Genomic DNA, 25492 nt, shown 5'->3' with positions numbered 1-25492 from the left:
CCCATCGGAAAACCGTTTCAAAGGGCAAGGAAAGACCGGGGCAAGGCGCTGTGAAGGAAGCGGCGCCCGTCACCGGCCGGAAAGCGCAGGCAGGAACAGCCCATGGGTCTCACGAGCAACAAGATGCTGGCATTCGCGGTCCTCTTCGCGGTGCTGCTGTTCGTCGGCACGGTGTGGTGGTGGCCGCGGCTCGCGCGCCCCAACTGGCGTGCCGTGTCCGGGCGGATCGGCCTCCTGCTGGCCACCCAGGTCGCGATCTTCGCGTCGGTCGGCCTCGGCGCCAACCAGGCTTTCGGGTTCTACGCCAGCTGGGCCGATCTCCTCGGCCGGGAGTCGGGCCAGGGCATCGTCGTCGACCATGACCCCGGAGGCGCGAACGGCCCGCTCCAGGTGGTCGACACACGACAGGTGAACGTCTCCGGCGGAACGCGGCCACAGATCGGCGGGCAGATCCAGAAGGTCGACATCGTGGGCCGGCGGACCCATATCGCGTCTCCCGCGTACGTCTATCTGCCGCCGGAGTACTTCCAACCCCAGTACCGCACCCGTACGTTCCCGGCGACTGTCGTACTGACCGGCTATCCGGGCACCGCCGAGGCGCTCATCAAGGGCCTGCACTATCCGCAGACCGCCCACCGGCTGGCGAAGAACGGCACGATGCAGCCGATGATCCTGGTCATGATGCGGCCGACCGTCGCGCCGCCGCGCGACACGGAATGCGTGGACGTTCCCGGCGGCCCGAAGACCGAGTCGTTCTTCGCCAAGGACCTGCCCGACGCGGTATCGCACCACTACAGGGTGGGCAAAAAGCCCGGGAGCTGGGGAATCGTCGGCGATTCCACGGGCGGATACTGCGCACTGAAGCTCGCGATCCACCACCCGGAGACATACGCCGCCGCGGCGGGCCTTTCCCCTTACTACAGGGCGCCGAGCGATCCCACGACGGGCGATCTCTTCCACGGGGACGAGGAGTTGAAGAACCGCGCCGACCTGATGTGGTACCTGAAGCACAGGCCCGCGCCCGACACCTCACTGCTCGTCAGCAGCAGCAGGAACGGCGAGAGCAACTACCAGGAGACGCTGCGGTTCATCGACCTGGTGCAGGCGAAGAAGCCGACCCGGATCTCGTCGATCATCCTCGACAGCGGAGGGCACAACTTCAACACCTGGCGGCGCGAGATCCCGGCGACCCTGCAGTGGATCAGCGGACGCCTGAGCGACCACTGAGCGCCCACGGACGGTCTTTTCCCGGCCGATGTTCTTTCCCGGACGTCGGCCGCGGGATGCCGGATGCCGGACGCCGATGCCGGCCACCGGAAGAAAGCTTCAAGAACCTCACTCGGAATTCCGCAATCCGCAGGAGAAGGGTCGATTCGGGAGAAGAGGCGATCAAGAAACAGCGGCCGCGCAGTGGCAGTTGGGGCGGCAGATGAGGGACCGAAGTCGTGGTCGTTGAGCGGCCGGTGCGGAGATTGCCCGGTGATGGTGCGGTGAGAAGGTCTCGGTGTGGCTGTGTTTTTGCCCCGCGGGGCACCACGATTCGCCTACGCGCGGTAAGTTTCTGGCCATGCCACGAGGACGTCACCGCCATTCCCCACCTCTGCACCGGCTGTTGCCCCCCTCGGCGATCGCAGGCGTCTCCGCCGTCTGCGCCGCGGGGCCATGGCTGTTCTCCGAAACGCTGGTGCTCCGAGGGCTGGCCGCGGGTGCCGCGGCGACGGCTGTCGCGGGCGCGGTCGTCATGCGCCGCTGGGACGCGGCGGCGGGCAAACGGGTCGCGGACCTCACGCGTGCGCGTGCGAGCGACGAGTGGCGTCACGAGGAGCGGGCCGCCGAACTGGAGACAGATCTCGACGAGTCGCGAGAGCTGCGCACCAAGCTGGAGCAGCGGCTCCGTTCGAAGCGGGCCGAGCTGCAGGGGCTGCGCAACGAACACGCCGCGCTGCTGCGGCGATACGCCACGGCGGAGACCGAGCGTGCCACCGCGCTGGAGGGCCGCCGGCTCCTTGAGATAGAGGCGACGGCTCCGGCCCGGGTGGCATTGCCCGCGGCGTCCGTACCGCCGGGATCCGAGGAGACGGCATCCACCGCTGCCGGATCCGCCCAGGACGCCGTTCCGGAGGCGACCGCGGCGACGGTCCAGGCCGCCCTCGCGGTGTCCGCGGCGGCCTCGGTCCTCTACGTGAAGGCCAACGCGGCGCTGGACCGGCTCGCGAAGGCCGCGGTCGCCGATGCAGCCGATGCGAGCGATGCGAGCGATGCGAGCGATGCGGCCAAGGGCGCGGGTTCTGCGGGCGACTCCGCGGAGGACGTGTCCGAGGACGGCGCGCCTGCCGAGGACGTGACGGCGGAGGACGGTTCGGCGACGGACGACTCCACGACGGCCGGCTCCATGAGGGATTCGGCGACGGACGACTCCTCTGAGACCGAGACCGAAGCCGGGGCTGAGGCCGCGATCGAGGCCGCGATCACGGCCGAGGACACCGCCCCCGAGGCGGCCGATTCCGCCTCCGATTCTGCTTCCGTCGAGGACGGTTCGGCTCAGGGCGACACGGCGACGGACGGCCCCGTCCAGGACACTCCGGCCCCGAGCCCCTCCCCGAAGGGCGGCCCGGTCAAGCGGGCCACCACGAAGGGCGGTGGCCCCAAGGGCTCACCCTCGCCGGGCGGCCCCGGCAAGCGGGCGCCCCGGCCGAACGGTTCCCCGAACGGCTCCGCCAAGGGCGCCTCCGCGGCCGGCAGCACCGTGACGGGTGCCCCCGCCAAGGGTGACGCCGGGCAGGAGGGCGAGACGCGGGGGAAGTCCGAGGCGGTCGGCGGCCATGAGCGCACGGCCGCCGCGACCGCACCGATATCCGCGAGGCCCCCGCAGGCCGCGCAGCCCGCGGAGACCGTACGGCCGCACGCGCAGGCCACCGCGACCGACGTGACCCCCCGGCGGTCCACGGCGACCGACACGACCACGGCACCCAAGCGGTCCACGGCGATCGACGTGACGCCCCTGCAGTCCACGGCGACCCGCACGGCGCCCGCCCCCGAGCCGTCGCCGTCGCCAGGCACCGCCCTCGCGCGGCCCACCCCGTCCGCGGTGGCCCGTGTGCAGCGGCGGCCCGAGACCGGAGCGACGACCCACTCCCCGACGAGTGCGGCCGCCCTCACCCCCGCCGCACGGCCCGCCGGGCACTTCACCGTGCCCACGGCCGTCGCGGTCGCGCCGACCTCGCCCGCGCGACGCCCCTCAGTGGAGGGCGGGTTCGACTTCTTCGGTACGCAGAAGGGCGCGGAGGCGCTGGAGGCCGTACAGAACGAGGACCTCGCCGACGTGGTGGGCCAGGAGGCGCTCGCGCTCCACAAGGCCGAGTCCGAATCCGAGTTCAAGCCTGTGAGCGAGGAGTCCCGCGGTGTCGGCCAGGTCATCGACCTGACCGCGCACGACGAGACGGAGCAGATCGACCTGGCGGAACTGCGGAGCGCGGTTTCGTAACACTGGTAAGCCGTTCGGACCAACCTGGGCCCCGACCGATGGCGTACGTGATGAGGGCAGTGGCAACCCGCCACTGCCCTCACGCCGTTCGCTCTTGAGGCTCTTCACGGTCCTGACGGTTCCTCACGAGCCGTTCGCGGCGCTCAGGCCATCCACCGGTCCGGCCGGGCCTCCCGCCGCCCCGTGCGTGACCGGTCCGCCTGTCCGTACAGCAGCTCCGCCGCCTCGGAGGTGTCCCGCAGCCGGGCCGTCACGGTCTTGTTGGCGCCGGTGTCCACGCGGACGTCGGCCAGCCCCTTGCGGCGCTGCCACGGCCCCTGCTCCAGGCGCACGCTCTGCACCTTGGCGTGCGGCACGAGCGCGATGCTGCGGCGCAGCAACCCGTGCCGGGCCACGAAGACGGTGTCGGTCACGGCGAGCCCGTGGCCCCGCCACCAGAACGGCACGCACCAGCCCGCCCGGCGCGGCGGACGCGACAGTGAGGTGGGCACGGTCACCCCCGGCAGCACCCGCGCGATGACCGCGTCGGCGACCTCGCGCGGAGCGACCGGCACGAGCACGGAGTTGGACGACCCCGCCACGTCCAGTTCGACCCGGACCCACCCGCGCCGCCGCCAGAGCAGCGGCTCGACGATGCGTACGGTCTGGACGCGCCCGGGCGGCACGGTCTCGTGCGTACGGTCCAGCAGCCCGTGGTCGATGCGGAGCCCGTCGGGGGACTCGCCCACGGTCCAGTCGTACTCGCCGACGAACCGTCCCACACTGCTCGCGCCCGCGGCGCCGAGCAGCGGAAGCGCCGTCGCGAGGACCGTCCACACGCTGTGGGTGGCGAACCACAGCAGCGGCGGTACGACGAGTGCGGCGGCCAGCGTTCCCCAGGTGGCGCCGGTCAGGACGAGCGACACGGCGAGGACACCGGCCGGCACGTGGAGCAGCCGCTGGACCGGCGCCTCGCCCACCTCGTGTGCCGTTTCAGGTGCGAATCCGGCGGCCCGCGCGAGCAGTTCGGCCCGCAGTATCCGGGCCTCCTCCTGGCCCAGATAGGCCAGCTCGTCCTTCTTGTCGGTCCCGACGACGTCGAGTTTGAGTTTGGCGACACCGGCCACGCGGGCCAGCAGCGGCTGGGTGACGTCGACCGCCTGGAGCCGTTCGAGCCGGATGTGCGCGGTGCGCCGGAACACCAGGCCCGTACGGATGCGCAGTTCGGTGTCGGTCACCGCGAAGTGTGTGAACCACCAGCTCAGAAAGCCGTAGAGGGCAGCCCCCAGAACGGCTGCGACCAGGACGGCCAGCAGCGTCATCGTCGTGAGCCGCGTGAGCTGCCGCTGTGCCTGGTCGGGGTCGTGCACGGCCCAGCCGGCGATCACCGCGACGGGCGCCCACGCACGCCGCAGCGGCGTCACGGGGTGCAGCCGCCGCTCGGGCGGCCCGGCCGCGTCCTTCCGCCCGTCCTCGGCCGGCTCCTCCGGTACGGGCGCCGCCTCCGGTACGGGCGCCGCCTCCGGTACGGATGCCTCTTCCGGTACGGGCCTGGCCTCGTCGCGTACGTCCTTGGAGGCGCCCGGAGTCGTCACAGCCCCGCCGATCGGGCTTCGCCCAGCTCCGTGAGCCGGTCGCGCAATCGTTCCGCCTCGGCCGGGTCCAGCCCCGGAATGCGGGCGTCCGTCGCCGCGGCGGCCGTGTGCAGCTGCACACTCGCCAGCCCGAAGTGCCGCTCGACGGGGCCGGAGGTGACCTCGACCAACTGCATGCGCCCGTACGGCACGACGGTCTCCTCTTGCCACAGCACACCCCGGCTGATCAGCAGGTCGTCCGCGCGCTCGGCGTACCGCCAGGACCGCCAGTTGCGGCCCAGCATCGGCCAGCCCCACAGCAGCACCGCGAGCGGCAGCAGGGCGAAGGCCGCCCAGCCGGGCCCCGCGAGCAGGCCGAGCAGCAGGCCCGTACCGACGGTCAGCAGCCCCAGCCACACCACCAGCAACAGCCGTCGCATTCTCAGCAGCCCCGGCGGGAGTCCGATCCACACCGGCTCGCCCGCCGCCTGCCCCGCCGTCTGCCCCGCGTTTTCCGAGGTCCCCGTCTCCATGCCGCAAGCGTACGTACGCGACACTGTTCCCATGACTCCTACGACGGGTCCCACGGAGACCATGGTCGGCATCGGCGGCGCCGCGGAGAGCACCGACATGGTGCTCAACATCGGGCCCCAGCACCCGTCCACACATGGTGTGCTGCGGCTGCGGCTCGTCCTCGACGGCGAGCGGATCCAGCACGCGGAGCCGGTGATCGGCTATATGCACCGCGGCGCGGAGAAGCTCTTCGAGGCGCGCGACTACCGCCAGATCATCATGCTGGCCAATCGCCACGACTGGCTCTCCGCCTTCTCGAACGAGCTGGGCGTGGTCCTCGGTGTGGAGCGGATGCTCGGCATGGAGGTCCCCGAGCGCGCGGTGTGGACGCGCACGCTGCTCGCGGAGCTGAACCGGGTCCTGAACCACCTGATGTTCCTGGGTTCGTACCCCCTGGAGCTGGGCGGGATCACGCCGATCTTCTACGCCTTCACCGAGCGCGAGGAACTCCAGCACGTCATGGAGGAGATCTCCGGCGGGCGCATGCACTACATGTTCAACCGGGTCGGCGGTCTCAAGGAGGACATGCCCGCCGGATGGACCACGCGCGCGCGTGCGTCCGTTTCCGGCGTGCGCTCCCGCATGGACCGCTTCGACGACCTGGTCCTCGGCAACGAGATCTTCCGCGGTCGTACGAGGGATGTGGGCGTCCTCTCCCCGGAGGCCGTGCACGCCTACGGGGTGAGCGGTCCCATCGCCCGCGCCTCCGGCGTCGACTTCGACCTGCGCCGGGACGAGCCGTATCTCGCGTACGGGGAGCTCCAGGACACCCTGAGGGTCGTCACACGCCAGGAGGGCGACTGTCTGGCCCGCTTCGAGTGCCTCCTGGAGCAGACCCACGTCGCGCTCGACCTCGCCGACGCCTGTCTGGACCGGCTCGCGGAGCTGCCCCCGGGTCCCATCAACCAGCGGCTCCCGAAGGTCCTCAAGGCCCCCGAGGGCCACACGTACGCCTGGACCGAGAACCCTCTCGGCATCAACGGCTACTACCTCGTCAGCAAGGGCGAGAAGACCCCGTACCGGCTGAAGCTCCGCTCGGCCTCGTACAACAACATCCAGGCGCTGGTGGAGCTGCTCCCGGGCACGCTGGTCGCGGACATGGTGGCGATCCTGGGGTCGCTGTTCTTCGTGGTCGGGGACATCGACAAGTAGGAAAACCGCGCTCTACGTAGAGGGCTGTTCTCCGCCGGGGAGCGGGTCCGGAATTCCAACCGGCTGCAAAAGCCACCCGAAGTCGCCGAGCCCGCCCCGGGCGGTCAGCTCGGCGGCCTCACCCGCGCCCGCGAGGGCCCGTACGTATGCCGACGGGTCCGTGGAGGCCAGGCCCAGGGACGGCCGCTCCCCGCTGACGCCGAGCGCGCCCAGCGCCTCCCGCTGGCTCAGCAGCCGCGCCCCGGGCAGGGCGCACGCGTCCAGTGCCACATGCGCGGTGATGTCACAGGAGCCGTCGGGCACGGGTGCGGTCTCCCTGCCCTCCCTGAACCCGGTCAGCGTCCCGAAGGGCGGGCGTGCCCCCGCGAAATGCGCGTAGTCCACGGCCACGGCGAGACCCCGGCCGACGGAGGCCACGGCAGCGGCCCATGCGGCGTCCCTGGGGAGCCCGACCTCGGCACGGAGGCCTTCGGCGGGGACCTGGCCGCCCTCGCCAGGGCCCTGGAGGCCCTCTGCGGGCGGGCGGACGTCCTCGGCCGGGAACGGGCCGCCGGGAGCTTCAGGGAGCGGCAGCGGGCCGTCTGGAGCGTCGGGGAGCAGGAGTCGGCCGTCCGGAGGGCCCGTGAGCGGCCACCACCTCGCCAGCCACTCCGCCTCGGCCCCGGCCACCGGTTCCCCGAGGGACTCCGTCCCGTCCTCCCGTACGAGAACGAGCCGTGCCGTGCCCTCCGCGTCCACCTCGGCCACGTCCAGGGGCACGTTGTCGAGCCACTCGTTGGCGAACAGGAGGCCCGTGACGCCCGGCGGGGGCTCCGGGAGCCACTCGATCCGGTGATCGACTCCGGCGGGGCGGGCGGCCCGTTCCACGGCGTACCCACGCGCGCGGGAGGCCACTTCGGAGGGGAGGGCCTTCAGTACGCCGGTCACCAGCTCGCCGCGGCCCGCGCCCATGTCGACGAAGGCGAGTTCGGCGGGGTGGGCCAGCGCCTCGTCGACGCGGCACAGGAGCCGGGCCACGGCCCCCGCGAACAGCGGTGACGCGTGCACCGAGGTGCGGAAATGGCCCGCGGGCCCCTCGGGGCGGCGATAGAAACCGGAGGGCCCGTACAGCGCCTCCTCGGTCGCCCGGCGCCACCCGCGCAGCCCGTCCGCCGTGTCACACCTCACTGCGCTCACCACTGCTCCCGACCGCTTCCACCGCGTCAGGTTAAGCGCCAAGTCGAGTGGGGCCTCCACCTTGGGGAGTACGAGCACCGGTTACGGATCGACCCTCCGGTTGACCCCTGCACACAGCACGCTTCCCTACGCTGGGTTACGTGCAGCGCCTCTATGACTTTCTCCGCAGGCACCCGATGTGGGTCGACGGCTTCTGGGCCGTCTTCCTGCTCGGGATCTCTGTCGTGGGCGGAACCGCGAACCAGGAGGCCACCGGGACCGACCTCCCGGTCGTCGTCATCCCGGTCACCCTGCTCCTCTGCCTGGTGATCGCGCTGCGCAGGCGCATGCCCGAGAAGATGCTGCTGCTGGCCGTCGGCGTCGGCGTGGCACAGCTGGCACTGGACATGGCGGTGGTGCCTGCCGACTTCGCGCTGCTGGTGATCAGCTACACCGTCGCGTCGAACGGCACGCGCTGGGCCTCCCGGCTCGCCCTGACCGCCGGTCTGTTCGCGGCGCCCCTCTCGCAGCTGCGCTGGCCGGACGAGAACACGAGCGGCGCGGGCCACGTCGCGATAGTGGTCTTCCAGATGGTCCCGTTCGCCCTCGCCTGGGTGCTCGGCGACTCCCTGCGCACCCGCCGCGCCTACTTCGCGCAGCTGGAGGAGCGGGCCGCCCGTCTGGAGAAGGAGCGCGAGGCGCAGGCCAAGGTCGCCGTCGCCGCCGAGCGCGCCCGGATCGCCCGCGAGCTGCACGACGTGGTCGCGCACAACGTCTCGGTGATGGTGGTCCAGGCCGACGGCGCGGCGTACGTCCTCGACTCCGCTCCCGACCAGGCCAAGAAGGCCCTGGAGACCATCTCCGGGACGGGCCGGCAGGCCCTCGCCGAGATGCGCCGCCTCCTCGGCGTACTGCGCACCGGCGAACACCAGGAGTCCGGCGAGTACGTGCCGCAGCCCGACGTGGAGCAGCTCGACGACCTCGTGGAGCAGTGCCGCAGCTCGGGCCTCCCCGTCGACTTCAAGATCGAGGGGACCCCGCGCCCCCTGCCCAGCGGCGTGGAGCTCACGGCGTACCGCATCGTGCAGGAGGCCCTCACCAACACCCGCAAGCACGGGGGGCCGAACACGGGGGCGAGTGTGCGCCTGGTCTACTTCGACGACGGCCTCGGCCTGCTCGTCGAGGACGACGGCAAGGGCGCCCCGCACGAGTTGTACGAGGAGGGCGGCGCCGACGGCCGGGGCCACGGCCTGATCGGGATGCGCGAGCGCGTCGGTATGGTCGGCGGCACCCTGGACGCCGGGCCGCGGCCCGGCGGCGGTTTTCGCATCAGCGCCCTGCTTCCGCTCAAGCCGGCCCACTGACACGTGCACGCTTCAGCTCCACGAACCGACCGGAGGACCTTCCCATGCCGATCCGCGTGATGCTCGTCGACGACCAGGTGCTGCTGCGCACCGGGTTCCGGATGGTGCTCGCCGCCCAGCCGGACATGGAGGTCGTGGCGGAGGCGGGCGACGGCGTCGAGGCCCTCCAGGTGCTGCGCGCGACCGAGGTCGACGTGGTGCTCATGGACGTACGTATGCCGAAGCTGGACGGCGTGGAGACCACCCGCCGCATCTGTCAGGACGCGAACCCGCCGAAGGTGCTGATCCTGACCACCTTCGACCTCGACGAGTACGCCTTCTCGGGACTCAAGGCCGGCGCCTCCGGCTTCATGCTCAAGGACGTGCCGCCGGGCGAACTCCTCGCCGCGATCCGCTCCGTGCACAGTGGGGACGCGGTGGTCGCGCCCTCCACCACCCGGCGCCTGCTCGACCGGTTCGCGCCGATGCTGCCCAACGCCGGCAAGGAGCCCCAGCACAAGGAGCTGGAGCGGCTCACCGGGCGCGAGCGCGAGGTGATGATCCTGGTCGCGCAGGGCCTGTCGAACGGCGAGATCGCGGCCCGGCTCGTCCTCTCCGAGGCGACGGTCAAGACCCATGTGGGCCGCATCCTCACGAAGCTGGGCCTGCGCGACCGCGTCCAGGTCGTCGTCCTCGCGTACGAGACGGGGCTCGTGCGGGCCGGGGGTGGGGGCCAGGGCTGACCACCGCCAGGGGACAGGGCGACCACCGTCCGGGGACAGGGCGACCACCGTCCGGGGGCCGGGGCGCGCGTGACCGGGGTGTGATCGGCGACCACCAGCCCTCGCCGTCCTGGAGCGGCTGCGTGAACCGGAGTTCGCCGAGCGTCTGTGGACCGACCACACCACGGTCGCCAGGACCGCCGACCGCATCGCCGTCCTCGCGGGCCTGGCCAAGCACATCCGCTCCGACTGAGCCGCCGCAGCCGCAGCGCGGGTCGGCTCAGCGCAGGATGCCCTCCAGGAAGTCGCTGCCCAGCCGGGCCACCATCGTGACGTCCAGCTGGTGCAGGACGTACCGTCCGCGGCGGCGGGTGGTGAGCAGGCCCGCCTTCTTCAGGACACTCAGGTGCCTGGATATCTCGGGCGGCGTCATACCGTGCGTCTGGGCCAGCTCGCTCGTGGTGAAGGCGCTGCGGGCCAGACTGCGGCACAGGCGCATCCGCACCGGGTGGGACAGGGCCGTCATCCGCAGGGTCAGCTGCTCGACGGAGGGCGGGGCCGCCAACTCGGGGGAGCCGACCGGGTAGTGCAGCACCGGCTGCCAGCCGTACCGGTGCAGCACCATGAGGTGGGGCCAGCCGAGGCTCGTCGGCACCAGCAGCAGGCTGCTGTCCCGGACCGTGGTGTGGCCGCTGCCCAGCTTGTCCACGGTGACGCGCCCGGCCGCCTCGTCGAGCGTCACCGCGGGCGACACCGAGGCCAGCGCCTCGGCCAGGCCCCTGCGTCTGAGCAGGTCCGTCTTGTGGCGGGCGTCCGCGGCGAGCTGGTGGCGCAGCCGGGACCAGGTCTCGGCGAAGAAGGCCTCGTCGCAGTCCTCAAGGAACTGCCGCAGCCAGGCGCGGATCCTGGGCGGGTCCTCCAGAAGTCGCGCGGTGAACTCCGCCGGCCGGGGTCCGCGCGCGGCGGCCAGCTCCAGCGCGCGCCGCCGGGCCCCGGCGTCGGTGAGCGCACCCGCGCCCTGTGCGTCGTACGGCAGTGCGCAGGTGAATTCGAGGGCCGCGTCCACGAACTGGTCGTCCGTCAGTTTGTCCAGCAGGTCCAGGTCCTCGGCCAGGGTGGCGCCGGGGAGCGCGGTGCCGCCGCCCACCCCCGCATACGGCAGGAACAGGTCCGAGAAGGTCGTCCGCCACAGGAAGTCGGCCTCGCACATCCGGTCCGCCAGATGCGGGTCGAGCCGCGCGGTCACCCCGGTCGCCCAGCCCTGCAGCCCGGGGTGGTGCCCCGGCTCGGCCAGTGCGTGCAGCGCCATGCAGAGCTCGGCCAGGGGCGAGGGCACGACGGCCACCCGCTCCCTGCGGAGCCCGGAAATGTCGATGGTCACGCTCATGACCTCATGGTGCACCCCGCCACTGACAACGCGGCCGTCGATTGACGACCGCGGTCAATCGACGCGACGCACCGGCCGGGCGCGCGCAAGCTGGGACCACAGACCGGGGCAACCGCGGGGCCCACGGAGTTCACGTCCGTACCCAGTCCCGAAGAGGCGATCCGCCATGAGCATCACCCAGCAGTACCTCCTCGACACCTACCGCGCCCGGCAGCACGGCGACCCGACCCCGCCGGCCCCCGGCACCCACGACTGGCAGGCCATGCGCGAACTGGCCGACCACCGCCGGTTCCGCGCGGCCCTGACCGGCCGTCCGGAGCGGGGCCGGATCCGGGCGGCGCTGAGCCGGCTGCTCGGGCACTGAGGCCGCGATGAGACGCACTGGGGGGCACTGAGGGGCCGACTTTCAGGCACCGGACGCCCAGCCCCTCAGCGCGGAAGTCATGCCACGAGATCGGCCCCTCAGCGCGGAAGCCGCGCCACGAAGTCGGCGACCGCCTCGCGGACGTCTTCCGCGGTCCACTCCAGCCCCGGTGCGGCCACCGTGACCTCGGTGAACGCCAGACCGGGTCCACCCCGCTGCCAGACCTGCGGGAACAGGCCGGTCCTCGTCTCCTCGGCCTGCAGCGTCCCCGCGTCGGTGAGGACGTCGGCGTCGTACGGCAGCCAGACCTGGAACTGGTGGGTGTGCGGCTCCTCGGGGTGGACCCGGGCCCAGGGCACCCCCGCCCCGGCGAACCCCTCGCGCAGCGCCGCGGCGACCACGCGCGCGTGGGCCACGTACTCCGGGAGCCGGGGCAGCTCCTTCTCCAGGCCGATCAGCGCGGACAGGGCGGTGGGGAACTGCTGGAGGATCTGCCCGCCGTAGCGGTGGCGCCAGGCCTTCGCCTCGTCGACGAGCGTCTTCGGGCCCGCGAGGGCGGCGCCGCCGAATCCGTCGAGCGACTTGTAGAAGGACACGTAGACGCTGTCCGCGAGGTCCGCGATCTCGTCCAGACAGTGGCCGAGACGGGTGGTGCACTCCCACAGGCGGGCCCCGTCGATGTGCACCACGGCGTCGCGTTCGCGCGCCGCGTCCGTGACGGCGACCAGTTCCTCCCAGGAGGGCAGGACGAAACCGGCCTCCCTGAGGGGCAGTTCGAGGAACAGCGTCCCGAAGGGCTCCTCCAGGTCGTGTACCTCCTCGGCGGAGGGCATCCGCGGCTCGCGTGTCGGATGGACTGTCCGCAGATTGCTGACCGTGCTCAGGGAGTGCCGTTCGTGGACCTCCGGGTGGGAGAGGGGATGCATCGCCACCGTTGTATTGCCCGTACGGCCCGCCCAGCAGCGCAGCGCGACTTGCTGGGCCATGGTGCCCGAGGGGAAGAAGGCGGCGGCCTCCTTGCCGAGCAGACCGGCGACCCGCTCCTCCAGGGTCTCGACGATCCCGTCGCCGTACATGTCCACCGGCTCGTCCAGGTCGTACACGTCAGGTGCCGCGTCCGTCAGCCGGGCCAACAGCTCACCGACCGTGGAGCGGAAACCGGGTCGCCACAGCACCCGCCGCGCCCCTCTCCAGGCGACCCTGCGCCGCTCGCGCCGCTGCTCGGCCGTCTCGTCCGAGGCCTGCCCCGCCGAACCGTCCACCGCCTGGTCCACCGCCTGGTCCGCGGCCTGCTCCGCCGCCTGTTCCACCGCGCGCCCCGTCGTATCGCCCATGCCCGGATCATGCAGGACACCACGGCGGCCGGTCATATGAATTCCCCACAGCCTGTGGACAAGAAAACGGCCCTCGGACCAATCGCGTTAACATGACGAGAAATCGTCCGGTACCCCGAGCGGACTGGAACGGAAGGCCGCCGTCGAGTGAGTACATTCCCCCAGCCAGACCCCAAGGACCGCCCCGCACGGCTCACCGTCGGTGTCGTCGGCGCCGGTCGCGTGGGCCCTGCCCTGGCCGCGTCGCTGCAGCTCGCCGGACACCGCCCGGTGGCCGCCTCCGGGGTCTCCGACGCCTCCCGGCGACGAGCGGCACAGCTGCTGCCCGACGTGCCGCTGGTGACCCCCGAGCAGGTCCTGCAGCGGGCCGACCTGGTGCTCCTGACCGTCCCTGACGACGCCCTGCCGGGACTGGCGGAGGGCCTCGCCGAGACCGGTGCCGTACGGCCGGGGCAGCTCATCGTGCACACCTCCGGGCGGTACGGCACGAGGGTCCTGGACCCCATGCTGCGCGCCGGTGCGCTGCCGCTCGCGCTGCACCCCGCGATGACGTTCACCGGCACCCCGGTGGACGTGCAGCGCCTCGCCGGCTGCTCCTTCGGGGTCACCGCGCCCGAGGAGCTGCGCCTGGCCGCCGAGGCACTGGTCATCGAGATGGGTGGCGAGCCCGAGTGGATCGCCGAGGCCTCCCGGCCGCTCTACCACGCGGCCCTCGCGCTCGGCGCCAACCACCTGGTGACGCTGGTCGCCGAGTCCATGGAGCTGCTGCGCGCGGCGGGCGTCGAGGCCCCGGACCGGATGCTCGGCCCGCTGCTGGGCGCGGCTCTGGACAACGCTCTGAGGTCGGGCGACGCGGCCCTCACGGGACCGGTGGCGCGCGGTGACGCGGGCACGGTAGCCGCGCACGTCGCCGAGTTGCGCAGGCACGCGCCCCAGACCGTCGCCGGCTATCTGGCGATGGCCCGCGCGACCGCCGACCGGGCCCTCGCCCATGGCCTGCTCAAGCCGGAACTCGCCGAGGACCTCCTCGGAGTACTCGCCAACGGGACGGCCGGGACCGCCGGGCCGGGCGGACCGAACGGTCCCGACGGAACGAACGGAACCGACGGACCCGACGGGACCGAGGGAGACGCCCGATGACGCGCGCAGGTGCCGAGAACGGAGCCACCCGATGACCACCACCGTGCTGCGCACCGCCGACGAGCTCCACGCACGCGTGCGCACCGGCCGCCGTGCCGTCGTGATGACCATGGGCGCCCTGCACGAGGGTCACGCGACGCTGATCCGCACCGCCCGTGGGATCGCGGGCGACGGCGAGGTCGTCGTCACTGTCTTCGTGAACCCCCTCCAGTTCGGCGCGGGCGAGGACCTCGACCGCTACCCGCGCACCCTGGACGCCGACGTCAAGATCGCCGGACTGGCGGGCGCGGACGTCGTGTTCGCCCCCTCCGTGGACGAGGTCTACCCGGGCGGTGAACCCCAGGTCCGCATCAGCGCGGGCCCCATGGGCGAGCGCCTGGAGGGTTCGGCCCGTCCCGGGCACTTCGACGGCATGCTCACCGTCGTCGCCAAGCTGCTGCACCTCACCCGCCCCGATGTGGCGCTGTTCGGGCAGAAGGACGCCCAGCAGCTCGCCCTGATCCGCCGCATGGTGCGCGACCTGAACTTCGGCATGGAGATCGTCGGCGTCCCGACGGTGCGCGAGGCGGGCGGCCTGGCCCTGTCCAGCCGCAACCGCTATCTGTCGGCCACCGAGCGCCGTACCGCGCTCGCCCTGTCCCAGGCCCTGTTCGCGGGCAGCGACCGGCACGCCGCCCAGGAGGCGCTGCGCGCGCGTGCCCGTGAGGTGCCCGCCACGCACGCGCGTGCCGCGGCCCTCAGCGCCATCGGCGAGTCCCGCGCCGCGGCCGACACGCACGCCGTCGCCAAGGCGGCCCCCGGCGGCCCCGCCGCGGTCCGCGCCGCCGCCCGCCTGGTCCTGGATGACGCGGCCCGCCTCAAGCCGCCGCTCGCGCTGGACTACCTGGCGCTGGTCGATCCGTCCGACTTCACCGAGATCCCGGACGACCACACCGGCGAGGCGGTCCTCGCCGTCGCCGCCCGGGTCGGGACGACCCGGCTGATCGACAACATTCCTCTGACCTTCGGAGCCGCCTCGTGACCAGCACAGGCATACGCCCGCCCGTCGCCCACCACCACCCTCAACCGAGAGCGCTTCGCGCTCGCCTCCCTCGATTGCACGCGCCCGCACCCGGCTGGTCCGTCACCGCCGACGTCGTGGTCGTCGGCTCCGGAGTCGCCGGACTCACCGCGGCCCTGCGCTGCGACGCCGCCGGTCTGCGCACCGTCGTCGTCACCAAGGCCCGCCTCGACGACGGCTCCACCCGCTGGGCCCAAGGCGGCATAGCGGCGGCCCTGGGCGAGGGCGACACCCCCGAGCAGCACCTCGACGACACGCTGGTGGCGGGCGCGGGCCTGTGCGACGAGGACGCCGTCCGCATCCTCGTCACCGAGGGACCCGACGCCGTACGCCGCCTCATCGAGACCGGCGCCCACTTCGACGAGTCCGAAGGGGGCGTCCTGGAGCTGACCCGCGAGGGCGGCCACCACCGCCGCCGCATCGCCCACGCGGGCGGCGACGCGACCGGCGCCGAGATCTCGCGCGCTCTCGTCGAGGCGGTCCGCGCGCGTGGCATGCGCACGGTCGAGAACGCGCTCGTCCTGGACCTCCTCACGGACGCCGACGGACGCACCGCGGGTGTGACCCTGCACGTCATGGGAGAGGGCCAGCACGACGGCGTGGGAGCCGTCCACGCGCCCGCCGTGGTCCTCGCGACGGGCGGCATGGGCCAGGTCTTCTCGGCGACCACCAACCCCTCCGTCTCCACCGGCGACGGCGTGGCGCTCGCGCTGCGCGCCGGCGCCGAGGTCAGCGACCTCGAATTCGTGCAGTTCCACCCGACCGTGCTGTTCCTCGGCGCGGACGCCGAGGGCCAGCAGCCGCTGGTCTCCGAGGCGGTCCGCGGCGAGGGCGCCCACCTGGTCGACGCCCACGGCAAGCGCTTCATGCTGGGCCAGCACGAACTGGCCGAGCTCGCCCCCCGCGACATCGTCGCCAAGGGCATCATGCGGCGCATGCAGGAGCAGGACGCTGAGCACATGTACCTGGACGCCCGGCACTTCGGCGCCCACATGTGGGAGCACCGCTTCCCGACGATCCTCGCCGCCTGCCGCGCCCACGGCATCGACCCGGTCCACGAGCCCATCCCCGTCGCCCCGGCCGCCCACTACGCCTCCGGAGGCGTCCGCACGGACTCTCGGGGCCGTACGACCGTCTCCGGCCTGTACGCGTGCGGCGAGGTCGCCTGCACCGGCGTCCACGGCGCCAACCGGCTCGCCTCCAACTCCCTCCTGGAGGGCCTGGTCTACGCGGAGCGCATCGCGGCCGACATCGTGGGTGGCCACGAGGAGAACAGCCTCCACGTGCGCGTGCCCGCGCCGGTCGCCCACCCGGAGAGGCCGGAGAGGCCGGAGAAGCCCGCCCATCCGCTGCTCGCCCCCGAGGCACGGTTCGCGATCCAGCGGATCATGACCGACGGCGCCGGGGTACTGCGCTCGGCCGTCTCCCTGGAGACCGCGGCCGAGCGCATCCAGCAGCTGCACACCGACGCCCGCGACGCCCTCGACGTGAACGGCAAGACGGCCGAGCCCGGCGTCGACACCTGGGAGGCCACCAACCTCCTGTGCGTGGCCCGCGTCCTCGTCTCCGCCGCCCTGCTGCGCGAGGAGACCCGCGGCTGCCACTGGCGCGAGGACAAAGGTGAACGGGACGACACGAACTGGCGGCGCCACATCGTCGTGCGGCTGAATCCCGACCGGACACTCGCCGTACACACCACCGACACCCCAGACTTCCCCCCGACACAGCAGTCCCGTCCCCAGGAGCAGTGACAGAAGTGAGCACCCCCGACCTTCCCCTCCTCACCGGCGGTGGCTGCGGCGACGGCTGCGGCTGCGGCGCCGCAGGGGAGTACGACGTCGATCCCCTGGAGTACGCCGAGTGCGGGCTCGACCCCGCCCTCGCGCAGCTCCTCGCCGACGCCGGACTCGACCCCGTGGAGATCGAGGACATCGCCCATCTGGCCATCGAGGAGGACCTCGACCACGGCGTGGACGTGACCACCGTCGCGACCATCCCCGAAGAGGCCGTCTCCACCGCCGACTTCACCGCCCGCGAGGCCGGTGTCGTCGCGGGCCTCAGGGTCGCCGAGGCCGTCGTCTCCGTGGTCTGCACGGACGAGTTCGAGGTCGAGCGGCACGTCGACGACGGCGACCGCGTCGAGGCCGGCCAGAAGCTCCTGAGCGTCACGACCCGCACCCGCGACCTGCTGACGGCCGAGCGCAGCGCCCTGAACCTCCTGTGCCGTCTGTCCGGCATCGCGACGGCCACGCGCGCGTGGGCCGACGTTCTGGAGGGCACCGGCACGCGCGTGCGCGACACCCGCAAGACGACGCCGGGACTGCGCTCCCTGGAGAAGTTCGCGGTCCGCATGGGCGGCGGCGTCAACCACCGCATGTCCCTCTCGGACGCGGCCCTCGTCAAGGACAACCACGTGGTCGCCGCGGGCGGCGTCACCCAGGCCTTCAAGGCCGTACGGGAGACCTTCCCGGACGTGCCGATCGAGGTCGAGGTCGACACCCTGCACCAGCTCCGCGAGGTCGTGGACGCGGGCGCCGACCTGATCCTCCTCGACAACTTCACGCCCGGCGAGTGCGAGGAGGCCGTGGCCATCGTGGACGGCCGCGCACTCCTGGAGGCCTCGGGCCGCCTCACCCTGGACACCGCCCCGACGTACGCGAAGACGGGCGTCGACTTCCTCGCGGTGGGCGCCCTCACGCACTCCTCGCCCATCCTCGACATCGGCCTCGACCTGCGCGAGGCCGCCGACACGTCCGAGGCCTTTGACGCGTCGACGACGAGCGAGGCTGAGTAGGCATGCTGCTCACGATCGACGTAGGCAACACGCACACCGTCCTCGGCCTCTTCGACGGCGAGGACATCGTCGAGCACTGGCGCATCTCCACGGACGCGCGCCGCACCGCGGACGAGCTGGCCGTTCTCCTCCAGGGCCTGATGGGCATGCACCCGCTCCTCGGTGACGAGCTGGGTGACGGCATCGACGGCATCGCCATCTGCTCGACCGTCCCCTCGGTCCTGCACGAGCTGCGCGAGGTGACCCGTCGCTACTACGGCGACGTACCCGCCGTCCTCGTCGAACCGGGCATCAAGACCGGCGTCCCGATCCTGATGGACAACCCCAAGGAGGTCGGCGCCGACCGCATCATCAACGCGGTCGCGGCCGTCGAGCTCTACGGCGGACCGGCCATCGTCGTCGACTTCGGCACGGCGACGACGTTCGACGCGGTCTCCGCGCGCGGGGAGTATGCCGGCGGCGTCATCGCCCCCGGCATCGAGATCTCCGTCGAGGCACTCGGCGTCCGCGGCGCCCAGCTCCGCAAGATCGAGATCGCCCGCCCCCGCACGGTCATCGGCAAGAACACCGTCGAGGCCATGCAGTCGGGCATCATCTACGGCTTCGCGGGCCAGGTCGACGGCGTCGTCAACCGCATGGCCCGCGAACTCTCCGAGGACCCCGACGACGTCACGGTGATCGCGACGGGAGGCCTGGCCCCGATGGTCCTGGGCGAGGCCTCGGTGATCGACGAACACGAACCCTGGCTGACCCTGATCGGCCTCCGCCTGGTCTACGAAAGAAACGTGTCCCGCACATAGGCGCCCAAAGGGGCGCGGGACTGCGGCCGATCCGCGGCTCGGCCGCGTGGGCGCGACCGGCCCCACGCGCCCGCACGCATCCACACACCCCCGGTGGCACCCCCGTCAGCATGGCGAAGCCACGCCACACGGCACCCGATCTACGGATTTTGTCTGATTAGCGCGTATCGTCGCGAGCATGCCCACGCCCTATGGATCCCGCGGCGGCATGGCGTTCGGTGCGGAGGAGCTGCGTGTGCTCCGACGTGCGCTCGCTCTCGCCCTGCACCCCCGCCCCGCTTCGGCCGAGGACGTCCAGGACTGCCTCCGCCTGGCGGAGGCAGTCGACGAGGCGGCCCGCGAGGGCGCCCGGCTGCGCGCCTTCCTGCTGGCCGACCTCGCCCGCTACCGCGCCGCGCTCCCCGGCACGGCGGCCGGCTACCTGACGCTCCTTGAGGAGGCCCTCGTGGTCGGCTACCGCCCGGGCCCCGACGACCTCGCCGGGCTGCGCGCCCTGCGCGGCAACCCCGTCGCGGCCGCTCTCCTCGACCGCTGCCACGACCTCGCGGAGCAGGACGTACGCATGCGTCTCGCCCTCCGTACGGTCCCGGCCTCCCGCAGTCGTGCGCGGACCCGTCTGACGGCCCTCCCGGGCGGCCTCGCCGCCGCCACGGAGGAACCCGGCAGGAAGCCCGCGGAAAAGCCCGCCGAGAAGCCGGCCTCCCCCCAGCCCAAGCCGCAGTCCCCGCGCCGCGACCGCCCCATCCCGACCCCCGGCGAGGTCTTCCCCCCGAGGCGCAAACCGGCCGCCCCACCCGCGAAAGCACCGCAGCAGCTCGCCGCGGTCTAGTCGCGCCGACGGCGATGCACTCGACCCCCACCCCGCACCCGCCCCGCGGCCCCTGGCTACTCTGGACGGCATGGACTACGTCTCCGCGCTCGTGCCCCCGGTAGTGATGGCCGTGTTCTTCACCGGTCTGATCGTGACGATCGTGAAGACCCAGGGCGGCGCCAACAAGGCCAAGGAGGACGCGGTCGTCGACGCGGCCCTCGCCCGCGCCGAGGGCGCCCGTCAGGCCTCACGCGACACCGGCGCCTGAGCTTCACCCGGGAGCCGAACGACGTCCACCCCGTGGCGTACGACTCATCAGCTTTTCGAGTCGTACGCCCTTTTTGTTGCTGTTTGTCATCCAAAGCCACGTCCACCACGTGATTGGCGACATCTCCCCCTATTGTTCTGAGCTGTGCCTCGCCCATTGGGAGAACTCGAAGACGCGGTCATGACGCGGGTGTGGAAGTGGAACCGCCCGGTGACCGTTCGGGAAGTCCTGGAAGACCTTCAGCAGGAACGGTCCATCGCGTACACGACGGTGATGACCGTTTTGGACAATCTCCATCAGAAGGGCTGGGTACGCCGCGAAGCCGAAGGCCGGGCCTATCGATATGAGGCGGTCTCCACCCGGGCCGCCTACGCGGCGGCACTGATGAACGAAGCCTGGACCCAGAGCGACAACCCGGCCGCCGCTCTCGTCGCCTTCTTCGGCATGATGTCCCCGGAACAGCGCGAAGCACTCCGCGATGCCGTGCGTATGGTCCAAGGGCCGGAGGAAACCCCCGCGCCACAGAACCCGACGGCGGAGAACCCGGCAACCGAGAACCCGGCAACCGAGAACCCGGCAGTCGAGAAGCAGTCTGTGGAGAACCCGGCTGTGGAGAACCCCGTCGGCGAGAACCCCGCCGCCGCTGGGGGCGAGACCGGGCGATAACGTCCGCTCATGCCAGTAGAGCAGCCCGAAGCCGCCACTAAAGCCCTCACCGTCCGCCGGGCCAGGACCAGCGATGTCCCGGCGGTTCGCCGCCTCCTCGACGCCTACGTCCGCGGCGGCATCCTGCTCGACAAAGCGACGGTGACGCTTTACGAGGACATCCAGGAGTTCTGGGTCGCGGAACGCGACACCGGTTCAACTACGGAGGTCGTGGGCTGCGGCGCTCTGCACGTCATGTGGGAAGACCTCGCGGAAGTCCGCACTCTCGCCGTGGACGGCTCGATGAAGGGCGCCGGCGTCGGACATCAGTTGCTGGGGAAGTTGCTGGACACCGCCCGCTGGCTCGGTGTTCGCCGCGTATTCTGCCTGACCTTCGAAGTCGACTTCTTCGCGAAGCACGGCTTCGTGGAGATCGGTGAGACACCTGTGGACACCGATGTCTACGCCGAGCTGTTGCGTTCCTATGACGAGGGCGTGGCCGAGTTCCTCGGTCTCGAACGAGTGAAACCGAACACCTTGGGCAACAGCCGGATGCTTCTGCATCTGTGATCGCCACCCCGTAATACCCGTGGCATACCCCTGCCACTAGCCCGACGGCCCTTGCCCGCGGGCCCTATGTCCGAAACGCGCACGTTTCCGGTCTTCCCGGGTCCGTCGGTCTCTGCCAGGGGTTTGTGTTTTTCCAGCAAAAGCGGTTTGCTTTCCGACGTACTGCAGTAGTGCATATAACAGGGACGTGAAACAGCGGCGGCCGCCGCGGACCCCCGTCCCTGAAGATATCGATGAAAGGAAATCCGGTGGCACAGAAGGTTCAGGTCCTTCTTGTCGACGACCTCGACGGTGGCGAGGCGGACGAGACCGTGACGTTCGCGTTGGACGGCAAGACGTACGAGATCGATCTCACGACTGCCAATGCGGACAAGCTCCGTGGACTTCTCGAGCCGTACGTCAAGGGCGGTCGTCGTACCGGAGGCCGCGCCTCGGGGAGCCGTGGAAAGGCGCGCGCCGCTTCCGGTGGCAGCCAGGACACCGCTCAGATCCGCGCGTGGGCGAAGGAGAACGGCTACGAGGTCAATGACCGCGGTCGCGTTCCTGCGTCCATTCGTGAGGCTTACGAGAAGGCCAACGGCTGAGCGGAGGCCTACGACATGGCCAAAGGCTGAGCACAGGAACGGCGCAGCCGGATGCGATGGCATTCTGTCGCCATCGTGTCCACGAGTCGTACGAGATCGGGGGCGCCCCCAACGCCCCCACCGAGCGCCGACAGCGTCGGCAGCGACGGCTCCACCTCGCAGCCAGGCTCAGGGGGTCGCAGCCAGACGGCGGCCCCCTGCGAGCTGTCCGCGGTGGTATCCACAGCGGTTTCCACAGATGTGTGCGGTGTGCGCGACGTATGCGCAGGGATGTGTACGGGGGTCCCCGCAAGTCGCGGAGTGCCGGACGTCGGTGTGCCGGGCGGCAGCGGTGCCTCGATGCGCCCGCCCTCGCCGATCGCCCTGAGATCCAGCGCGAGAGCCCCCCACTCCAGCCAGTCGAGCAGCCCCGGCAGCTCGTCCGCGCTGCCCGCCGCCACCAGAATCCGCATCCGGTCCGTCCGCACGGCCACCGGAGAGCCCGGCCCCAGATGCCGCAGCGCCGCGTACCCCGCCTCCACCGGTGCGTCCAGTACGTCGAAACGCAGCCCCGTCGGCAGGTCCACGGGAGTGCCGGGCACGGTCGGCCAGCCCAGTTCGTTCTCGTACCAATGCCGGACCGCGCGACTCGTGCGGCTCGGGTGGCCCGAGTCACTCATGCGGCTCGGGTGGCTCGGGTCGAGGGACCGGCGGGGAGAAGGGACCGTGGGGACCATGCAAGGCCAACCGTCACAGCCGCGTCCAAGTTACGCTGGGTGGCTTCGTATGTGCGCAGCGTGTCCGAAAAGTGGGCGCTCCGAAGCGGTCCGCGGCGCAAGGATGTTCGCCCATAGCGGAGGGAACCGGTGCGTTCGGCATGGAGTGTCAGTGCGTACGGGTAAGACATCCCTAGTGGGAGGGGCGACACGCAAGGTTCGGGCATCTCACGTTCGCCATCGGCGTACAGATGGTGGGGGTATCTGCCTGGCCTGCGGGAACATCGTCTCGCACCATCAGGTTGGAGCAGATGTCGGCGTTCGGGGTCAGGAGGCCAAGGACGGTGTCGGCAGTTGGAATGAGCGGTCCCCGCTTGCGGGACTAAGCTGCGGAAGGACAGGGAGGGGAGCGTCCCCTTACTGCCTGACCGCTCTGAGGAGCGATTAACGATGTTCGAGAGGTTCACCGACCGCGCGCGGCGGGTTGTCGTCCTGGCTCAGGAAGAAGCCCGGATGCTCAACCACAACTACATCGGCACCGAGCACATCCTCCTGGGCCTGATCCACGAGGGTGAGGGTGTCGCCGCTAAGGCCCTGGAGAGCCTCGGGATTTCGCTCGAGGCGGTCCGCCAGCAGGTGGAGGAGATCATCGGGCAGGGCCAGCAGGCCCCGTCCGGGCACATTCCCTTCACCCCCCGTGCCAAGAAGGTCCTGGAGCTGTCGCTCCGCGAGGCCCTTCAGCTGGGCCACAACTACATCGGCACGGAGCACATCCTGCTCGGCCTGATCCGCGAGGGCGAGGGTGTCGCCGCCCAGGTCCTCGTCAAGCTGGGCGCAGATCTCAACCGGGTGCGGCAGCAGGTCATCCAGCTGCTCTCCGGTTACCAGGGCAAGGAGACCGCCGGCGCCAGTGGCGGTCCTGCCGAGGGCACGCCCTCGACGTCCCTGGTCCTCGACCAGTTCGGCCGGAACCTCACCCAGGCCGCTCGTGAGTCCAAGCTCGACCCGGTCATCGGGCGCGAGAAGGAGATCGAGCGGGTCATGCAGGTGCTGTCCCGGCGTACGAAGAACAACCCGGTCCTGATCGGTGAGCCCGGTGTCGGCAAGACCGCCGTCGTCGAAGGTCTCGCCCAGGCCATCGTCAAGGGCGAGGTGCCCGAGACCCTCAAGGACAAGCACCTCTACACCCTGGACCTCGGCGCCCTGGTCGCCGGCTCCCGCTACCGCGGTGACTTCGAGGAGCGCCTGAAGAAGGTCCTCAAGGAGATCCGCACCCGCGGCGACATCATCCTGTTCATCGACGAGCTGCACACCCTGGTCGGTGCGGGTGCCGCCGAGGGCGCCATCGACGCCGCGAGCATCCTGAAGCCGATGCTGGCCCGTGGCGAGCTGCAGACGATCGGTGCGACGACACTCGACGAGTACCGCAAGCACCTGGAGAAGGACGCCGCGCTGGAGCGCCGCTTCCAGCCCATCCAGGTCGCGGAGCCGTCGCTGCCGCACACCATCGAGATCCTCAAGGGTCTGCGCGACCGCTACGAGGCGCACCACCGCGTGTCCATCACGGACGAGGCCCTGGTGCAGGCGGCGACGCTCGCCGACCGGTACATCTCGGACCGCTTCCTGCCGGACAAGGCGATCGACCTGATCGACGAGGCCGGTTCCCGGATGCGCATCCGCCGGATGACCGCGCCGCCGGACCTCCGCGAGTTCGACGAGAAGATCGCCGGAGTCCGTCGCGACAAGGAGTCCGCGATCGACTCGCAGGACTTCGAGAAGGCCGCCTCCCTGCGCGACAAGGAGAAGCAGCTCCTCGCCGCGAAGGCCAAGCGGGAGAAGGAGTGGAAGGCCGGCGACATGGACGTCGTCGCCGAGGTCGACGGCGAGCTGATCGCCGAGGTCCTCGCGACCGCCACCGGCATCCCGGTCTTCAAGCTGACCGAGGAGGAGTCCTCGCGCCTGCTGCGCATGGAGGACGAGCTCCACAAGCGGGTCATCGGCCAGGTGGACGCCGTCAAGGCGCTCTCCAAGGCGATCCGTCGTACGCGCGCCGGTCTGAAGGACCCGAAGCGTCCCGGTGGTTCGTTCATCTTCGCCGGTCCGTCCGGTGTCGGTAAGACCGAGCTGTCCAAGGCGCTCGCCGAGTTCCTCTTCGGTGACGAGGACGCGCTGATCTCCCTCGACATGTCGGAGTTCAGCGAGAAGCACACGGTCTCGCGTCTCTTCGGTTCGCCCCCCGGTTACGTGGGCTACGAAGAGGGCGGCCAGCTGACCGAGAAGGTCCGCCGCAAGCCGTTCTCCGTCGTCCTCTTCGACGAGGTCGAGAAGGCGCACCCGGACATCTTCAACTCGCTGCTGCAGATCCTGGAGGACGGTCGCCTGACCGACTCCCAGGGCCGGGTCGTGGACTTCAAGAACACGGTCATCATCATGACGACCAACCTCGGCACCCGGGACATCTCCAAGGGCTTCAACCTGGGCTTCGCGGCCTCGGGCGACAAGAAGACCAACTACGAGCGCATGAAGAACAAGGTCTCGGACGAGCTGAAGCAGCACTTCCGGCCCGAGTTCCTCAACCGCGTCGACGACGTGGTCGTCTTCCCGCAGCTGACGCAGGAGGACATCCTCACGATCGTCGACCTGATGATCGGCAAGGTCGACGAGCGTCTCAAGGACCGGGACATGGGCATCGAGCTCTCCCAGTCCGCGAAGGAGCTGCTGGCCAAGAAGGGTTACGACCCGGTGCTCGGCGCGCGTCCGCTGCGGCGCACGATCCAGCGCGAGGTCGAGGACTCCCTGTCGGAGAAGATCCTCTTCGGCGAGCTGCGTCCCGGCCACATCGTGGTCGTCGACACGGAGGGCGAGGGCGAGGCCAAGACCTTCACCTTCCGCGGCGAGGAGAAGTCCGCGCTGCCGGACGTCCCGCCGATCGAGCAGGCGGCCGGCGGCGCCGGTCCCAACCTGAGCAAGGAGGCGTGACCCCCCGGGGTTCCGCCTGAGAACGGCCGAAGGGGCCGGTGCCGACAAGGCACCGGCCCCTTCGTCGTGCCCGGCGGTG

The 25492-nt window shown here is 71.2% G+C and carries 23 protein-coding genes and 1 pseudogene; 18 read left to right on the top strand and 6 right to left on the bottom strand.

Annotated elements, in window-relative coordinates:
- Positions 1–102 precede the first annotated feature (102 nt).
- Together ACZ5VQ_RS35240 and ACZ5VQ_RS35235 are read left to right on the top strand one after the other, a co-directional pair.
- The gene (locus tag ACZ5VQ_RS35240) at positions 103–1227 is read left to right on the top strand and encodes an alpha/beta hydrolase (RefSeq protein WP_469108496.1); all 1125 of its coding nucleotides are present in this window, start codon (positions 103–105) and stop codon (positions 1225–1227) included.
- A 340-nt stretch (positions 1228–1567) separates the two neighbouring features.
- Positions 1568–3484, top strand: a complete 1917-nt coding sequence (locus tag ACZ5VQ_RS35235; RefSeq protein WP_469108495.1) for a hypothetical protein — start codon at positions 1568–1570, stop codon at positions 3482–3484.
- 143 nt (positions 3485–3627) lie between these two features.
- Here the strand turns inward: ACZ5VQ_RS35235 and ACZ5VQ_RS35230 are convergent, their stop codons facing one another.
- Positions 3628–5058, bottom strand: coding sequence for a PH domain-containing protein (locus ACZ5VQ_RS35230; RefSeq protein ID WP_469108494.1), 1431 nt, complete (start codon positions 5056–5058; stop codon positions 3628–3630).
- Positions 5055–5570 (bottom strand): PH domain-containing protein, encoded by a 516-nt coding sequence (locus ACZ5VQ_RS35225; RefSeq protein WP_143640415.1) that lies wholly within the window; start codon positions 5568–5570, stop codon positions 5055–5057. The genes ACZ5VQ_RS35230 and ACZ5VQ_RS35225 overlap by 4 nt, the downstream gene beginning before the upstream one ends.
- 31 nt (positions 5571–5601) lie before the next feature.
- Here ACZ5VQ_RS35225 and ACZ5VQ_RS35220 point away from each other — a divergent pair, with 31 nt between their 5' ends.
- Positions 5602–6762, top strand: coding sequence for an NADH-quinone oxidoreductase subunit D (locus tag ACZ5VQ_RS35220; protein WP_362079940.1), 1161 nt, complete (start codon positions 5602–5604; stop codon positions 6760–6762).
- Between the two features lie 12 nt (positions 6763–6774).
- Here ACZ5VQ_RS35220 and ACZ5VQ_RS35215 read toward each other — a convergent pair whose 3' ends face one another.
- Positions 6775–7929 carry an SAM-dependent methyltransferase gene (locus ACZ5VQ_RS35215; RefSeq protein WP_469108622.1) on the bottom strand — a complete coding sequence of 385 codons (1155 nt, stop codon included), beginning with the start codon at positions 7927–7929 and terminating at the stop codon, positions 6775–6777.
- Between the two features lie 149 nt (positions 7930–8078).
- On the opposite strand from ACZ5VQ_RS35215, the gene ACZ5VQ_RS35210 reads away from it, so the two are divergent.
- The 3 genes and pseudogenes from ACZ5VQ_RS35210 to ACZ5VQ_RS35200 all read left to right on the top strand — a co-directional run.
- A complete protein-coding gene (locus ACZ5VQ_RS35210; RefSeq protein ID WP_469108493.1) occupies positions 8079–9281 on the top strand; it encodes a sensor histidine kinase in 1203 nt (400 codons plus the stop codon).
- 44 nt (positions 9282–9325) lie between these two features.
- The gene (locus ACZ5VQ_RS35205; protein ID WP_200397468.1) at positions 9326–10003 is read left to right on the top strand and encodes a response regulator transcription factor; all 678 of its coding nucleotides are present in this window, start codon (positions 9326–9328) and stop codon (positions 10001–10003) included.
- A gap of 109 nt (positions 10004–10112) precedes the next feature.
- Positions 10113–10211 (top strand): annotated as a pseudogene (locus ACZ5VQ_RS35200) (ATP-binding protein); the annotation flags it as partial.
- A 51-nt stretch (positions 10212–10262) separates the two neighbouring features.
- On the opposite strand, the gene ACZ5VQ_RS35195 reads toward ACZ5VQ_RS35200, so the two are convergent.
- Complete coding sequence (locus tag ACZ5VQ_RS35195; protein ID WP_469108492.1) at positions 10263–11369, bottom strand: DUF5937 family protein; 1107 nt, start codon at positions 11367–11369, stop codon at positions 10263–10265.
- Between the two features lie 166 nt (positions 11370–11535).
- Between ACZ5VQ_RS35195 and ACZ5VQ_RS35190 the strand changes: the two genes are divergently transcribed.
- Positions 11536–11733, top strand: a complete 198-nt coding sequence (locus ACZ5VQ_RS35190; protein ID WP_469108491.1) for a hypothetical protein — start codon at positions 11536–11538, stop codon at positions 11731–11733.
- 98 nt (positions 11734–11831) lie between these two features.
- Here the strand turns inward: ACZ5VQ_RS35190 and ACZ5VQ_RS35185 are convergent, their stop codons facing one another.
- The gene (locus ACZ5VQ_RS35185) at positions 11832–13067 is read right to left on the bottom strand and encodes a threonine aldolase family protein (RefSeq protein ID WP_469108490.1); all 1236 of its coding nucleotides are present in this window, start codon (positions 13065–13067) and stop codon (positions 11832–11834) included.
- Positions 13068–13214: 147 nt separating this feature from the next.
- Between ACZ5VQ_RS35185 and ACZ5VQ_RS35180 the strand changes: the two genes are divergently transcribed.
- The 10 genes from ACZ5VQ_RS35180 (at position 13215) to ACZ5VQ_RS35135 (ending at position 21739) form a co-directional block, all read left to right on the top strand.
- Positions 13215–14207 carry a Rossmann-like and DUF2520 domain-containing protein gene (locus tag ACZ5VQ_RS35180; RefSeq protein ID WP_469108489.1) on the top strand — a complete coding sequence of 331 codons (993 nt, stop codon included), beginning with the start codon at positions 13215–13217 and terminating at the stop codon, positions 14205–14207.
- Positions 14208–14238: 31 nt separating this feature from the next.
- Positions 14239–15228, top strand: a complete 990-nt coding sequence (gene panC / locus ACZ5VQ_RS35175; protein WP_469108488.1) for a pantoate--beta-alanine ligase — start codon at positions 14239–14241, stop codon at positions 15226–15228.
- Positions 15229–15239: 11 nt separating this feature from the next.
- Positions 15240–17018, top strand: a complete 1779-nt coding sequence (locus ACZ5VQ_RS35170; RefSeq protein WP_469108621.1) for an L-aspartate oxidase — start codon at positions 15240–15242, stop codon at positions 17016–17018.
- A gap of 5 nt (positions 17019–17023) precedes the next feature.
- Positions 17024–18061 carry a carboxylating nicotinate-nucleotide diphosphorylase gene (gene nadC, locus ACZ5VQ_RS35165; RefSeq protein WP_469108487.1) on the top strand — a complete coding sequence of 346 codons (1038 nt, stop codon included), beginning with the start codon at positions 17024–17026 and terminating at the stop codon, positions 18059–18061.
- 2 nt (positions 18062–18063) lie between these two features.
- Entirely contained in the window at positions 18064–18861 is a 798-nt protein-coding gene (locus tag ACZ5VQ_RS35160; RefSeq protein WP_143640439.1) for a type III pantothenate kinase, read from the top strand.
- Positions 18862–19069: 208 nt separating this feature from the next.
- Positions 19070–19690 carry a serine/threonine-protein kinase gene (locus ACZ5VQ_RS35155; protein WP_469108620.1) on the top strand — a complete coding sequence of 207 codons (621 nt, stop codon included), beginning with the start codon at positions 19070–19072 and terminating at the stop codon, positions 19688–19690.
- Between the two features lie 70 nt (positions 19691–19760).
- A complete protein-coding gene (locus ACZ5VQ_RS35150) occupies positions 19761–19940 on the top strand; it encodes a hypothetical protein (RefSeq protein WP_469108486.1) in 180 nt (59 codons plus the stop codon).
- Between the two features lie 180 nt (positions 19941–20120).
- Entirely contained in the window at positions 20121–20606 is a 486-nt protein-coding gene (locus ACZ5VQ_RS35145) for a BlaI/MecI/CopY family transcriptional regulator (RefSeq protein ID WP_469108619.1), read from the top strand.
- 9 nt (positions 20607–20615) lie between these two features.
- The gene (locus ACZ5VQ_RS35140; RefSeq protein ID WP_469108485.1) at positions 20616–21155 is read left to right on the top strand and encodes an amino-acid N-acetyltransferase; all 540 of its coding nucleotides are present in this window, start codon (positions 20616–20618) and stop codon (positions 21153–21155) included.
- A 248-nt stretch (positions 21156–21403) separates the two neighbouring features.
- Positions 21404–21739, top strand: coding sequence for a histone-like nucleoid-structuring protein Lsr2 (locus ACZ5VQ_RS35135; RefSeq protein ID WP_055618215.1), 336 nt, complete (start codon positions 21404–21406; stop codon positions 21737–21739).
- A gap of 8 nt (positions 21740–21747) precedes the next feature.
- On the opposite strand, the gene ACZ5VQ_RS35130 is transcribed toward ACZ5VQ_RS35135, so the two are convergent.
- A complete protein-coding gene (locus ACZ5VQ_RS35130; RefSeq protein ID WP_469108484.1) occupies positions 21748–22398 on the bottom strand; it encodes an SCO3374 family protein in 651 nt (216 codons plus the stop codon).
- Positions 22399–22884: 486 nt separating this feature from the next.
- Between ACZ5VQ_RS35130 and ACZ5VQ_RS35125 the strand changes: the two genes are divergently transcribed.
- Positions 22885–25413 (top strand): ATP-dependent Clp protease ATP-binding subunit, encoded by a 2529-nt coding sequence (locus tag ACZ5VQ_RS35125; RefSeq protein ID WP_307523552.1) that lies wholly within the window; start codon positions 22885–22887, stop codon positions 25411–25413.
- Positions 25414–25492 lie beyond the last annotated feature (79 nt).

It is taken from the genome of Streptomyces sp. NPDC033178, assembly GCF_055577685.1.
Note: the sequence above shows the minus strand (reverse complement) of the source record. Positions and strands in the feature narration are given on the sequence as shown.